At 68.2% G+C, this 14006-nt stretch carries 13 protein-coding genes; 10 read left to right on the forward strand and 3 right to left on the reverse strand.

From position 1 onward, the window contains the following. The first annotated feature begins 39 nt into the window (after positions 1-39). Complete coding sequence (locus ABZ470_RS30185) at positions 40-957, forward strand: NAD(P)-dependent oxidoreductase (RefSeq protein WP_352015061.1); 918 nt, start codon at positions 40-42, stop codon at positions 955-957. On the opposite strand, the gene ABZ470_RS30190 is transcribed toward ABZ470_RS30185, so the two are convergent. Beyond that, positions 922-1809 carry a hypothetical protein gene (locus ABZ470_RS30190; protein WP_362915690.1) on the reverse strand — a complete coding sequence of 296 codons (888 nt, stop codon included), beginning with the start codon at positions 1807-1809 and terminating at the stop codon, positions 922-924. The genes ABZ470_RS30185 and ABZ470_RS30190 overlap by 36 nt on opposite strands. Before the next feature lie 218 nt (positions 1810-2027). Here ABZ470_RS30190 and ABZ470_RS30195 point away from each other — a divergent pair, with 218 nt between their 5' ends. The 9 genes from ABZ470_RS30195 to ABZ470_RS30235 all read left to right on the forward strand — a co-directional run bounded on the left by ABZ470_RS30195 (position 2028) and on the right by ABZ470_RS30235 (position 12203). Then, a complete protein-coding gene (locus ABZ470_RS30195; protein WP_362915692.1) occupies positions 2028-3404 on the forward strand; it encodes an LCP family protein in 1377 nt (458 codons plus the stop codon). A gap of 319 nt (positions 3405-3723) precedes the next feature. Further along, positions 3724-4800 carry an ABC transporter substrate-binding protein gene (locus ABZ470_RS30200; protein WP_352015064.1) on the forward strand — a complete coding sequence of 359 codons (1077 nt, stop codon included), beginning with the start codon at positions 3724-3726 and terminating at the stop codon, positions 4798-4800. A gap of 38 nt (positions 4801-4838) precedes the next feature. After that, positions 4839-5630, forward strand: coding sequence for an ABC transporter ATP-binding protein (locus tag ABZ470_RS30205; RefSeq protein ID WP_362779524.1), 792 nt, complete (start codon positions 4839-4841; stop codon positions 5628-5630). Beyond that, positions 5620-6510, forward strand: a complete 891-nt coding sequence (locus ABZ470_RS30210; RefSeq protein ID WP_362915695.1) for an ABC transporter permease — start codon at positions 5620-5622, stop codon at positions 6508-6510. Before ABZ470_RS30205 ends, ABZ470_RS30210 begins: the two co-directional genes overlap by 11 nt. A 5-nt stretch (positions 6511-6515) precedes the next feature. Then, the gene (locus ABZ470_RS30215) at positions 6516-6908 is read left to right on the forward strand and encodes an Rrf2 family transcriptional regulator (RefSeq protein ID WP_352015067.1); all 393 of its coding nucleotides are present in this window, start codon (positions 6516-6518) and stop codon (positions 6906-6908) included. A gap of 857 nt (positions 6909-7765) precedes the next feature. Continuing rightward, positions 7766-7936 carry a hypothetical protein gene (locus ABZ470_RS30220; RefSeq protein WP_352015068.1) on the forward strand — a complete coding sequence of 57 codons (171 nt, stop codon included), beginning with the start codon at positions 7766-7768 and terminating at the stop codon, positions 7934-7936. Between the two features lie 1123 nt (positions 7937-9059). Next, the gene (locus ABZ470_RS30225) at positions 9060-9266 is read left to right on the forward strand and encodes a hypothetical protein (protein WP_362915697.1); all 207 of its coding nucleotides are present in this window, start codon (positions 9060-9062) and stop codon (positions 9264-9266) included. Positions 9267-9645: 379 nt separating this feature from the next. Next, positions 9646-10674, forward strand: a complete 1029-nt coding sequence (locus tag ABZ470_RS30230; protein WP_362915699.1) for an acyl-CoA desaturase — start codon at positions 9646-9648, stop codon at positions 10672-10674. Further along, positions 10671-12203, forward strand: a complete 1533-nt coding sequence (locus ABZ470_RS30235; protein ID WP_362915701.1) for an MFS transporter — start codon at positions 10671-10673, stop codon at positions 12201-12203. Before ABZ470_RS30230 ends, ABZ470_RS30235 begins: the two co-directional genes overlap by 4 nt. Before the next feature lie 101 nt (positions 12204-12304). Here the strand turns inward: ABZ470_RS30235 and ABZ470_RS30240 are convergent, their stop codons facing one another. Further along, on the reverse strand, positions 12305-12859 hold the full coding sequence (locus ABZ470_RS30240; RefSeq protein ID WP_352015072.1) for a TetR/AcrR family transcriptional regulator: 555 nt from the start codon (positions 12857-12859) through the stop codon (positions 12305-12307). Positions 12860-13092: 233 nt separating this feature from the next. After that, entirely contained in the window at positions 13093-13497 is a 405-nt protein-coding gene (locus ABZ470_RS30245) for a carboxymuconolactone decarboxylase family protein (RefSeq protein ID WP_352015073.1), read from the reverse strand. Positions 13498-14006 lie beyond the last annotated feature (509 nt).

The following is a 14006-nucleotide window of genomic DNA, read 5'->3' on the forward strand; positions in this document are numbered from 1 at the left end:
CGTGAACGCGCCTGAGCAACTGCCGAAAGGGGTGATCCGATGAGGATCGGGGTCACGGGGGCCTCCGGGTTCGTTGGCGGAGCGGTCTGCCGGGGCGCCGTGGACGAGGGCTGGCAGGTGTGGGCCTTCGGCAGACGCCCCCGCGTCGATCCCGAGCACGTGGGCGGCGCGCCGTACACCTCGTGGGACCTCCTGGGGGCCCGTCCGCCGCTGCCCGAGGTGGACGCGGTGATCCACTGCGCGGGAAGCGTCACCGACTGGGGCGCGTCCCCGGCGATCTGGGCGGCCAACGTGGACGGCACCCGCAACGCCGCCGCCGCCTTTCCCCAGGCCAGGTTCGTGCACGTGAGTACGGCCAGCGTCTACGACCCGTTCAAGCCGACCGTCATGGCCACCGAGGACGCGGCTCCGATCCGCCGGTACGCCAACGCCTACGGCGCCTCGAAGGCCGCCGCGGAACGGGCACTGGACACGGCGGTGATCCTGCGGCCGCACGCGATCTACGGCAGGGGCGACACCACGCTGCTGCCCCGCGTTCTTGGAGCGGTCCGGGGGCGCAGGCTCCTGGCCGTCGGGGACGGGCGCCAGCGGATCAGCCTGACCTCGGTCGGCAACCTGGTCCAGGCGTGCTTACGGGCGGCGGCGGGTCCGGTGAAGTACGGCGTCTTCAACGTGACCGACGCCGAGCCCGTGGTCCTCGACGAGGCGCTGCGGGAGCTCATCGCGGAGCTCGGCATCGACGCCGAGCCGTACTATCTGCCCCTGGCGCTCGCCGAGCCCGCCGCCGCGATGGCCGAGGCGGTGTTCCGGATGCTGCGGCGTCAGCGTCCGCCACGGCTCACCCGATACGCCGTCGGTCACCTGGCCGTCGAACGGACCCTGGACATCACCGCGGCCAGGACCAGGCTCGGCTACCGCCCCTCAGCCACGTCCTTCACGGGCGCCGCCACCTGGTGAACCGGAGCCGCCGCCCGGTGGACGGGCGCCGCCACCTGGTGAGGACCGGACGTGCCTGACGGCGAACGCGACGGCCGCGACGACCAGGCCGACGGCGAAGAGCACACGTAGCCCGGTCCACAACGACCTCGTCAGCGCGTCGAAGACCGTGACGAAGACCCGCCCCTGCGCGCCGTCGTCCGTGACGTCGGACAGGGCGGTGTCACGGACCACGACCAGCAGTACGGCCAGCACCGTCATGCCGCCGGCCAGCCCGAGCCCGACGCCGACCAGCGCGCACAGCCTGTCCCCGGCCAGTGCCGTGCCCACCGCGAGCAGGACGATCGACAGACTCAGCGTCGCCCATCTCCAGGGGACCAGGACGTCCCGTACCGTCACGACCCTGACCAGGTCGGTCGCGGAGAGCAGCTCGATCTCCGGGTGCAGCGCGGGCAGGCGCGTGGCTGCCGGGACGCCCTCGTGCTCCAGTTCGCCCTTGGCCATCTCGTAGACGGGGGTGAGGTCGAGGACGAGGTTGCCGCCCTGTGGGTCGCCGGACATGCGCCGGTGCGCCACCTGGTTGGCCCACCTCCAGATCCCGGGGAACCGGTCACCCGTGACGACCTTGTCCACCGCCATCCGGGCGGTGTGGTCGGGCACCGAGGTGTCCAGTTCCCGCATCGGCTCGGCGATCGCGGCGGTGACCCGGTCGGCGACGTCGTCCTGGATCGTGGAGTTCTCGGCGAGCGGGTCCACCGTCTCGACGTAGCGTCCGGTTCCGACGGCCCGGTCCGCCATCCAGAAGCCGACGAGGGCGAGCGGCGCGCAGACACAGCCGAGCACGACGAGGACCGCGCTGATCGTCCTTCGCACATAACCGGGAATCCCCTTTCTCGCCCGGGAGATCCCGCGGGGAACCGTTTTTGACCGCGATTTGGAAGACCCGCAAACCACGGCAACCAGCGGGAATGCGCGCACCGAATCTTGACTCAGGCTTCTCAGCGCGTCGCGGGGGTACATAGGCCATTCACTCGAAAACCATCACTAACCTGCGGACACGGGGGGCCAGAGGGACGGGAGATGTCGACCAGATGGCAGGTAACAGGGATCACTCGGGAATCGGACGGGGTCTGGCTCTCACCCTGGGCTCCGCCGTGCTGTGGGGCCTGGCGCATCTGTGGACCGGAAGGCGTGTGACGGGCGCGCTGCTGATGGGGACGTACCTGACCGTCGTCGGGACGGTCGCCTCCGCCCTCGTCACGGGCAGGCCCGAGGTCCTCTCCCTGATCGTGCAGCCCGGCTGGCTGTGGGTCCTCACGCTGGGCGCGATCCTGTTCGCCGTCGCCACGGTCGCCGTGGTCGTCCGGTCCTACCGGCTGGTGCGACCGGAGACGCTGTCCGGCCCCGCCCGTTACCTGTCGGCCCTGGCCGTCGGGGGGCTGTGCGCGCTGGTGGTCGCGCCCATGGCCTATGCGGCCCGGCTCGCCTACATCTCCCAGGAGGTCGTGACCTCGGTCTTCACCGAGAGCGCCACCCCGATCCCGGTCGATCCGTGGAAGGGCCGTGAACGGCTCAACATCCTGCTGATCGGGGCGGACGCCGCGGCCAACCGGACCGGGGTGCGCACCGACAGCATGACCGTGGCCAGCATCGACACCCGGACCGGTTCGACCGTGCTGTTCGGCCTGCCCAGGAACCTGGAGCACGTCCCGATGCCCGAGGGGCCGCCGCGCGAGCACTTCCCCTTCGGCTTCGGGGGCGAGCCGCCGTACTCCCCCGGCCTGCTCAACGAGGTCTTCCAGTACGCCGAGGAGCACCCCGACATGGTCCCCGGGGTCCCCGCGGGCAGGCGCGGCCCGGCGTTGTTGAAGCAGACGATCAGCGACTTCACCGGCCTCGACGTGACCAACTACGCGATGGTCGACATGTTCGGCTTCGCGAAGATCATCGACGCGATGGGCGGGGTGAAGGTCACCATCAAGGACCCCATCGTGTACGGCAGGCAGAACGAGGGCCTGATCCCGGCCGGAACCCGCAGGCTGTCCGGCGAGGAGGCCCTCTGGTTCGGCAGGTCCCGCACCTACGGCGACGACTACGTCCGGATGGGCAGGCAGAAGTGCCTGATGAACGCCGTCACCAAGCAGGCGGACCCGGTGACGGTGCTCAGGAGCTTCGAGAGGCTGGCCGACGCGACCGCGCACGCCGTCTCGACCGACATCCCGCGTGAGCTGCTGCCGAACCTGATCGAGCTGTCCGAGAAGGTGAAGGATTCGAAGATCAGGAGCTTCCAGTTCGTCCCGCCGCTGATCGACACCGGCGACCCCGACTACCGCCTGATCAAGCACAAGATCGCCGCCATTCTCGCCCGGCCCGAGGAGTCCTCGGCCACCACGGCCTCAGGACCGAAGAGGACCGCCCAGCGGCACACCGGCGACGGCCCGGCCACTCTCGACGCCGTCTGCGGCTGACCGCCCGGGCCCTGCCGTACCGGAACCCGTTCCAGGACTCTCCGTGGCGGGCGGTGTAACGAACGCGGGGAACGCGACACAGATGCGGTGAACCCACCCCGTTCGGGCTCAGGGAACCGGATATCCAGGCCACAGGAGCCTCATCAGCACCAATGGTGAACATGCACCCCATGGGCCCCACAGAGCGTCACCGAACCCACACACAAGAACACGAAGCGGTAACAGTGCCCACCCCTTCAGGTGATCGGCTTGACACAAACCCCCGCCGAACCCTTATATACACCTAACCGACTTATTAAGTAGGAATTAGGGAGTAGTCATGAAAGCTCGCGGGGCACGCGGGGTGGTGGCGGCACTCGCCGTACTGGCGCTCACGACCTTGGCCGCGGCCTGCGGGAGCTCGGGAACGACAGGGACGTCTGGAAGCGGGGGCTCCAGCAGTGGCGGAGGCAAGCTCGCGGAGGTCCGGCTCGGATACTTCCCGAACATCACTCACTCAACGGCGCTCGTAGGCGTCGAGAAGGGCTTCTTCGCCAAGCACCTGGGCGGCACCAAGCTCACGACCACCACCTTCAACGCCGGCCCGGCCGCGATCGAGGCGGTCTTCTCCGGCGCCATCGACGCCACCTACATCGGCCCCAACCCCGCCATCAACGCCTGGGCCAAGTCCAAGGGCAAGGCCATCAAGATCATCGCCGGTGCGGCCTCCGGAGGCGTCTTCCTGGTCGTCAAGCCTGAGATCAACAGCGTCGACGACCTCAAGGGCAAGAAGATCGCCACCCCGCAGCTCGGCAACACCCAGGACGTCGCCCTGCGCTACTGGCTGCAGGAGAAGGGCCTGAAGACCGACACCAAGGGCGGCGGCGACGTCAACATCGTCCCGCAGGAGAACTCGCAGACCCTGCAGACCTTCGCCACCGGCGACATCGACGGCGCCTGGGTCCCCGAGCCCTTCGCCAGCCGCCTGATCCAGGAGAGCAAGGGCAAGGTCCTCATCGACGAGCGCGACCTCTGGCCGAACAAGCAGTTCGTGATCACCCACCTGATCGTCCGCCAGGAGTTCGCCGCCCAGCACCCCGACGTCGTCAAGCAGCTCCTCGAAGGGCACGTCGAGGCCAACGCCGCGATCAACGCCGACCCCGCCGACGCCGCGAAGACCGTCAACGCCGCGCTGGAGAAGCTGAGCGGCAAGGCGCTCAAGCCCGAGGTCATCGACAGCGCCTTCAAGAACATCACCTTCACCAACGACCCGATCGCCTCCTCCCTGGTCGCCAGCGCCGACCACGCGGTCAAGATCGGCCTGCTTGAGCCCGTCGACCTGACCGGCATCTACGACCTCAAGCCCCTCAACGAGGTCCTCAAGGCCCAGGGGCAGTCCGAGGTAGCCGACAAGTAAGTCCCCACCACCCGATCCGAGTCCCCCAGGAGGGCACAGTGACAGCTCCGCTCACGGAGCGGGCCGCCCGCCGGGCCGAGGGCGACGAGCCCGCGGTCCGGCTGGACGGCGTCTCCAAGATCTACGGCCAGGGCAGGAACGGGCTGCTGGCTCTCGACAGCATCTCGCTCTCCGTGGCGCCCGGTGAGTTCGTCAGCCTGCTCGGCGCCTCAGGCTGCGGCAAGAGCACCCTGTTGTCCCTGGTCGCCGGGCTGGACAGCCCGACGGCCGGCACGCTGAGCGTCGGGGGACGCAAGATCGCGATGATGTTCCAGGAGCCCGCGCTGTTCCCGTGGCTCACCGTCGCCGCCAACGTCGAGATGGCGCTGCGGGTGCAGGGAGTGGCCAAGCGGGAACGGCGTGACCGCGCCGCGGAGTTCCTGGACATCGTCCACCTGGGCGGATTCGGCGCCAAGCGCCCGCACGAGCTGTCCGGCGGCATGCGCCAGCGCGTCTCCCTCGCCCGCGCGCTCGCCCAGGAGGCGGACGTGCTGCTGATGGACGAGCCGTTCGGCGCGCTGGACGCGATGACCCGTGACCTGCTCCACGACGAACTCGAACGGATCTGGCAGAAGCGCGGCCTCAGCGTCCTGTTCGTCACCCACAACGTCCGCGAGGCCGTACGGCTCGGCGACCGGGTCGTGCTGCTGAGCAGCAGGCCGGGCAAGGTCGCCGAGGAGTTCGAGGTGGACATCGAACGGCCCCGCCTCACCGACTCTCCCGAGGTGGCCGAGCTGGCCTCGACCATCACCGCCCGACTGCGCCAGGAGGTCCTGCGCCATGGCCGTTGACCAGGCACCCGCCGCCGGTCAGCCCTCCGACGTCCACGCCAGGCAGCTCGCCGGGCTCGACGCCCTCGAACTGGGTGGCGGCACCAGCAGCGGACTGACCTCCCGGATCTGGGGCCGCGTCTGGCCGATGCTGCTCGCGATCTCCATCGTGCTGGCGATCTGGCAGGGCGTCGTGTGGAGCGGCCGGTGGCCCGAGTACGTCTTCGCAGGCCCGGCCGAGACCTTCGGCAAGCTGGGCGAGCGGTTCACCGACCCCGAGTACTGGCAGGCCATCGCGGTGACGATGCGCCGCGCGGTCACCGGCTTCGCGATCTCCGTGGTCATCGGCCTGGTCATCGGCGCCGTGGTCTCCCGGGTCAAGGTGCTCAGGGCGGCCTTCGGCTCGCTGATCACCGGCCTGCAGACCATGCCGTCGATCGCGTGGTTCCCGCTGGCGATCCTGCTGTTCGGACTGACCGAGAGCGCGATCACCTTCGTGGTCATCCTCGGTGCCGCGCCGTCCATCGCCAACGGCCTGATCACCGGCGTCGACTACACCCCGCCGATCCTGCTACGCGCCAGCCACGTGCTGGGCTTCCGGCGCCTGCAGCTCTACCGGTACGTGATCCTGCCCGCGTCGCTGCCGTCGTTCCTGGCCGGTCTCAAGCAGGGCTGGGCGTTCGCCTGGCGTTCGCTGATGGCCGGTGAGCTGGTGGTCATCATCGCCCACCAGTCCTCGCTGGGTGAGCGGCTCTACTACGACCGCGAGCTCGCCGACTCGGCGGGCCTGCTCGCCACGATGATCGTGATCCTGGTGATCGGCGTCGGCATCGACCTGCTGTTCGAGACCGGCGACAACGCGCTGCGCCGCCGCTGGGGCCTGCAGCAGGTGCGTAGCTGACCGACATGCGGCTCTCCGCCAGAACCCAGTACGCGCTGCGGGCGGTCACCGAACTGGCCGCGGCGCCTCCGGGCCCCGTCCCCGCAGAGAAGATCGCCGTCGCGCAGAACATCCCGAGGAGGTTTCTGGACAACATCCTGCTGCAGTTGCGCAGGGCCGGGCTCATCAACAGCCAGCGCGGCCCCGACGGGGGTTACTGGCTGGCCAGGCCCCCCGAGCAGATCACCCTGGCCGACGTGATCATGGTCGTGGAGGGCAATCCCGAGCAGTCCCCGCGCGCCGACTACCCCGGGGTGGCCAGGCCCCTGGCCGACGTGTGGAGCGCGTTGCGGGAGCACGAGGAGACGCTGTTGAGCGAGATCACCTTCGCCCATATCGCGAAGGACGCCCTCCCCTGACGCCCGCGCGAGCCACCAGGCGGTGGAAGGGCCGGATCACGCCGAAGTAGGGACGCCACCGGAATACGGCGGAAACAGGCCGCTCTGGGACGCCGACCGGACAAAACTCAGGTTCTGAGTGGTCGGTCTGCCAAGAACCCGGCCGCCGCCGGTCATCACCCGCGCCTGGTCATCGGCGACGGCGCCGAGGGCCGTCCGACAGCGGCCCGTATACCGGCTGTGGGTGTTCGAGCCGGACACGCGCCGGGCAGCGGCGGTGACCTGGCGTCGGGCCTGGACGAGTTCGAGGTCCACCAGCATGGCGACCGGCCGTCTGGGGCGAGGCCGCCGACACCTTCTTCCCCTGGGTGAGCTGGGACCAGTCGGACCGGCCCGGTTCGGCGTGACCGTCGACCCCGACGGACAACAGCCGAGCCGGATCACAGGCGGCGGGAAGATCAACCAGCCCACCGGCGCCGGGACTTCATGATCGCTCTCACAGGCATCGGCCGTCCGCGGGCTCCCGGCGGCCGGAAAACACCGAAGCGGCTACTCACCATAGTCATTCCCAAGCGGAAACCCCCCTCCGCCGGTTCCTCAACTTCGAGGTCAATCGCTACGCCATAGACATTTTTAACGATAGGGAGGGCCCTCCGCCCCCCATTAGCACTAGTAGTCGCTAGTCAACTGGCCACGCGGTAATCCCCCTCTCTCGAAGAGAGCCCGAAGTGCCACCTTTGGTGCGCTACGACGTACTACAGTCAGTTAGACCTGTCGGGTCTTCTCCGCCTTCGACCGGACCTAGGGCGGCCGAAGGCCATCCCGGCCGAACCTCCCCCCAGGAGGACGGCCGTTCTTCCGAGAAGAGGCAGGTACAGATGGGTCGGCGTAACAAGCGCAATACCATTGGAGAGAATCCGAAGGAACCGTGGAAGATCGTCGCCGCCGTCGCCGCGACAGGACGCCTCCTGCTGGAGGCGCACCGGGCACTCAGGGACGGCCTCGCCGATCAGATCCGGGAAGCTCTGAGGAACCTCTTTAATGGCTGAGAACCCTAACGCCTACCCCTACAGGAGAAAGCGCTAGGGCCTCACCCATCACACCGAGGGCTGCACGCCATGGTCGCCAACCAGTGCAGCCCTCTTTTCTATGCCCAAGATCGCATAAGCGAACCGAGCCACTACACAGAGCGCCCTCTGGAGCACTCTACGTAGAAGAGGTTGCCTCTTCATCGATAACAAGCCGAGTACATCAACGAACGGTGCGCATCTTCAGGGAAACCGGACAATAAGGCACTTTGTACTAATAATCATTATTATACCATATGTCCTATATATACCAATTTCCATTGGGTACTCATGGGCACATATGGTTACATAAGGGATATTCCCCTCGGGGACTACAGTTGTTTTTAAGTCAATCGTGATCATGGCGTTATTTCCTTCGGGCCTTCATCGCTGATCGGCTACAGCAATCCGAAGGTGGTGCATGCGCAGGTACTCGCCTGCTCTCTTCCGACGGGGAGGTGTCATGTCGACCAGCTCACACTCATCCCGGCGGGAACGCATCGGTAGTCGCCCACCAGCGCAGACGAAGGCGCTGTGGCCGTCTCCGTTTCACGACCTCACGCCTGTCACCGGCAAAACTCATGAACCACCTCCGCAGAGGTGAGCCTGGGACTCGCTCCGATAGGAACACTCCGGGTTGGCGACATCGTGAGCGAAGAATCGCGTCCCCGCAGGGCTGACTTCGGCGTGCATGTTCCAGTCGCAGGCTGGACAGCGCGGTTCGAGGCGGGGGCGCACTCGGTGGACGCTTGACCAGGGCGGGTCCTCGCGGGTGGCATCGAGAAGGCCGATGTCGGCAAGGGGCGGTGAGTGGCACCGGAGGACTCCCTCGCCGAGGCGGCAGCCGTCGAACGTGATCATCCTGAGTAGGCGGTGCGGAGATTTCACGCTGACCGCGCTCGGCGACATTTCGGCCTGGTGATCTGTGCTCAGCGGTGCCGGGTCGCGGGGTCGCGGTCCGCTTGCCGGCGGGCGAGCGCTTCGGGTGAGACGCGGGCGTAGCGGGCCAGGGAGGCGACGGAGTTGTGGCCGGAGTAGGCCAGGAGGGTGGAGGTGGTCTACGAGGCCCCACCTACGCGTCGGGCTCGGTCCCCAGGGCGTCAGGGTGAGCGTGGTCGAGCCCGCCATGACCGCCGCAGAACTCCAGGGGCACGTCACCGACGAGGGCGCCAACGCCCGGGTCGCCCAGGCCCGCGAGTCGTCCGAGTGGCTCTCGCCCGACGGCGTGACCGAGGTGGTCGCCTTCACGGCCTCGCGTCCCGCCCACGTCACCCTCTTTAAGACGGTCGTCCACCCCACCCGGCAGGCCTGACATGGTCGCTGCGGCGGCTGGGCGTCGAGGTCATCGACCTCTGCCAAGCGCACTGGCCCGACACGGGCCAACCACTCGACTGGAACGGTGGCGGGCGCTCGCCCAACGCCACTCCGGTCGATGAGACGTTGCAGGATCAGTCCCGTCAGCAGGGTCAGAAGAAGGCGCCGACCGCCCGCCGCGTCGCTGGGGGCGACGTCCCCGCAGCGAGCCAGTGGGTCAGTTCCAGGCGTGCGGCCTCCTGAACGTCAGCCAGTGCTTGGCGCAGCTGTGGCCTTCGATCAGCTTGTCTCGCTCTTTCGCTCCGCCACCCTGTCCAAACAAGCGTCACAAACAGATGTTTTGCACAAATGTTTCAAACATGTGTATGGTCATCGGCATGGCACAAGCAACCGCAGCGGCCACGGCCGCGAGCGACTTCGGTCGCCTGGCCAGACACATCCGGCAGGCCGGACTCCTCGACCGGCGCCCCCGCTACTACCTGATCCGGATCAGCGCCGTCACAGCCGCCTACCTCGCAGGGACGGCGGCGTTCCTATGGCTGGGCGACTCCTGGCTCCAGCTCCTGCCGGCCGTCTACTTCGCGATCGTCTTCGCTCAGGTCGCCCTGGTTCTGCACGATCTGGCTCATCGGCAGGTCTTCGCCGATCGCCGCCCGAGCGAGATCCTCGGGCGGCTCGGCGGCAACCTCGCCATCGGCCTCGGCTACGGCTGGTGGATGAACAAGCACACCCGCCACCACGCCAACCCCAACCACGAGGAGCTCGATCCGGACGTCGCACCCGACGTCCTGGTGTGGTCACAGGAACAGGCACGCAACGCGCGCGGCCTGGCCCGGCTCATCGGCGGCCGGCAGGCGTTCCTCCTCTACCCGCTGCTCCTGCTCGAAGGGCTCAACCTGCGCGTCGGCGGTGTGCGGGCACTGCGGCAGCCCTGGATGAAACAGCGCGTCCTGGAGGGCGCGCTGCTGTTCGCGCACTTCGCCTGTTACCTGGGTGGGCTGGCGTGGACCCTGTCACCGGGTAAGGCACTGGCCTTCTTCGCCGTCCACCAGGGGCTGTTCGGCGTCTACATGGGCTGCGTGTTCGCCCCTGGTCACAAGGGCATGCCGACCCTCACGGGGGAGGCCAAGCTCGACTTTCTGCGCAAGCAGGTCCTCACCACCCGCAACGTACGCGGCGGCCGGTTCACCGACATCGCCATGGGCGGGCTCAACTACCAGATCGAACACCACCTGTTCCCCAGCATGCCCACCCCCAACCTGCGCCTGGCGCAACCCATCGTGCAGGCCCACTGCCGGCAACTGCGTCGGCCGTACCACGAAGTCAGTTTCGTCGCCTCGCACGCCGAGGCGCTGCGGCACCTGCACCAGGCCGGTGCTCCGCTCCGAGAGAAGGGCCGCTCATGAAAGCCGGACGCAAACAGTGGATCGGACTGGCCGTCCTGGTCCTGCCGGTGTTGCTGATCTCCGTCGACCTGCACGTCTTGTCGTACGCGCTGCCGTTCATCAGTGCCTCCCTGGCACCGAGCGGCTCCCAGCTGCTGTGGATCATCGACATCTACCCGTTCATGCTCGCCGGGCTGCTGCTGCCGATGGGCACGCTCGGTGACCGGGTCGGGCGGCGGCGGCTGCTGATGGCCGGGGCCGCCGCGTTCGGGACCGCCTCCGCGGTCGCCGCGTTCTCTCCCAGCGCCGATCTGCTGATCGTCACCCGTGCCCTGCTCGGGGTGGGTGGCGCCACGTTGATGCCCTCGACGCTGTCGCTGATTCGCAACATGTTCCATGATGACGGCCAGCGCCGCGTCGCGATCGCCATCTGGACCGGCGCGTTCGCCGGCGGCGCGATGCTGGGCCCGCTGATGGGGGGCGCGTTGCTGGAGCACTTCTGGTGGGGCTCGGTGTTCCTGGTCAACCTGCCGGTCATGGCGCTGCTGCTGATCCTGGCGCCGCTGCTGCTGCCCGAGTCGCGTGACCCGCGTCCGGGCAGGTTCGATCTGCTCGGCGTGGCCCTGTCGCTGGGCGCCATCCTGCCGACGATCTACGGGATCCAGCACATCGCCCAGGACGGCCTCGGCTGGGCGCCGGTGCTGGCCATCGTGGCAGGGCTGACGCTGGGGGCCGCCTTCGTCAGGCACCAGCGCTCGATGGCCGATCCGATGCTGGACGTGCGCCTGTTCGGCAGCCGCGCCTTCACCGCCTCGATCGGCGCCAACACCCTCGGGGTCTTCGCGATGGTTGGCTCCAGCCTGTTCACGACGCAGTACTTGCAGATGGTCATGGGTGCCAGGCCGCTCATCGCCGGACTGTACGCGCTGCCGTCGGCGGGCATGGCGATGTTCGCCGCCGGGCTCGCGCCGGTGCTGGTCCGCAAGGTCAGGCCGGGGCTGGTGGTCTGCGCCGGGCTGCTCGTCGGCGCGAGTGGGTTCATGCTGCTGTCCAGGCTGGACGTGACGGGACAGAGTGGTTTGCTGATCGCCGGGATCATGCTGATGGCCGGGGGCGTCACGCTCGTCCTGACGGTCTCCTCCGACCTGATCATCGCCACCGCTCCGCCGGAGCGCGCGGGCTCGGTCGCCGGGCTGTCGCAGGTGGCCACCGAGTTCGGCGGCGCGCTCGGCATCTCCCTGCTGGGCAGCATCGGCGCCGCCGTCTACCGGGGGCACCTCGGTGAGACGGGCGCTCCGTCAGCGGCGCTGGACACCCTCGGCGGCGCCCTGGAGTCGGCGCGGCACCTGCCGGAACCGGCCGCGACCTCGCTGGCCGCCGCCGCCCGCGAGGCCTTCACACAGGGTCAGCACTATGCCATGGTCGCCGCGGCCACCGCGTTGTGCGTGATGGCGGTGCTCGCTCCCGTCATGCTGCGAGCCGTACGGCAGGCGAAGGGCACCTCGGCGCCGCCACAGGACCAGCACGCCGGCCGCCACGCGATGCGCTGAAGAGGCCGCGTGCCACGGCAGGCGGAACGGGGCGGGCCGGAACGAGGTGCGCAGAACGGGGACGCTGGGGCGAGGAGCCTGGAGTGGGGCGGCTGGAGCGGTCAGGCGGGTGCCGCTTCCCCGCCTCCCGCCGCCTGGACGACCGCGCGGAGGCCGGTGGCCAGGTCACGGGCCGTCGGGGCGCTGTCGGGGTCGATCTGCCACCGAACCAGCAGCCCGATGAACAGCGTCAGCAGCACCTGAGCCCCCGCCTCGTCGTGCCCGGGCAGGCGCGCGCTCAGCTCCCGCTGGGCCAGCGCCTGCCCCTCGGCCAGCCGGGCCCGCACATCAGGCAGGTGAGCGGCCTGCGCGAGCGTCTCGACGTTGGCCCGCCAGACGGTCGGGTTGGTGCGGAAGGACTCGATCAGCTCACCCCAGAAGGCTTCGAACCACTCCTTGGAGTCGCCGGGAAAGGCCTTGAGGATCTCCGTGACCGCCTCGCCGGTCACCTCGATCATCGCCTGGGTGAGCAGCGCGTCCTTGGAGCGGAAGTGGTAATTGATCGCGGCGAGGTTGCTGCCGGAGACGGCGATGATGTCGCGCACCGTCGTGCGGGCGTATCCGCGCTCGGACAGGCACTGCTTGGTTGCGGCCAGCAAATCCTCAGGAACTCCCACGTGATGATCCTACCAACGCCGCAAACAAGTGTTTCAAACAGCCGAAGACCCGCCCGCGTCGGCCGCGGGCGCGGGCGCGGGCACGGGCAGGACGGTGGCGGCCTGTTGATGCTGGGCGGGGTCGGTCTGCTGGGCGTGGTCACCGCCTCATTCGCCTCGTGGTTCGTCTCCCGCTTCGACGACCCACACGACCGACCCTCAGACCCCGAAATATCAACAAATAGCGGGGTGTATCACTCGACCGGCAGCAGCCCGCGCTCGGCGAAGACCTTCTTCGCGGTGAGCGTCGCGTTCAGCGCCCGGGGGAAGCCGCAGTAGGCCGCCGATTGCAGGAACGCCTCGATGATCTGCTGCGGCGTCAGCCCGACGTTGAGGGCGGCGTTGATGTGGACGGTGAGCTGCGGCTCGCAGCCACCGAGCGCGGTCAGCATCCCGAGCGTGACGAGCTGCCGGTCCCGGGGTTCGAGACCGGGACGGGAGTAGATCTCGCCGAACCCCCACGCGACGATCTGGTGACCGAGCTCCGGGGCGACGTCCTTGAGCGACTCGATGACGTTCGCGCCGGCCGTGCCGTCCACGGCGTCGAGCATCGCCAGCCCGTGCTCGTAGCGCTCCTCGCGGGTCGTGCTCTCACCCATGGGAACTGCCCCCTTCTTCCTGATCCGTGCCCAAGCCCTACGTGGCGCCGGGACCGTGCCCCTGCCCTCACCTGGGAGAGTCCGGCGCTTCGGCGACCCCTTGTTCGCCACATCGAACAGGCTAGAAGTTAGAGCGCGCTCTAAGTCAAACCCTTCCCCCGAAAACCCCACAAAGTAGCACTAATTACGCAATCAGCGACATTCTCCCGAGTCGACGCACCACAGAGACCCGTCAGCCCCTGACCGATATATCCCATTTAGGTAGGAAAAAATACGGAGTGACTTATCGGAGGGAAAGTACTGGTATCAGGCGCGCCATCACCTAACTCCTCGTGCCGTTCTCGTTTTTGCCGGCGCCGCCCGCCGTCCGGCGTGGCATGATTATCACTCTCAGACCTTGCAATGATTTTCATAATCAGATTGGATCGTCGTCGTGAGGGTGGCTTTCGTCGGTAAGGGCGGCAGTGGGAAGACGACCGTGTCGGCGCTGTTCGCACGTTATGTGGCGA

This window comes from Streptosporangium sp. NPDC020072, from assembly GCF_040631445.1.
Taxonomy (GTDB): domain Bacteria; phylum Actinomycetota; class Actinomycetes; order Streptosporangiales; family Streptosporangiaceae; genus Streptosporangium.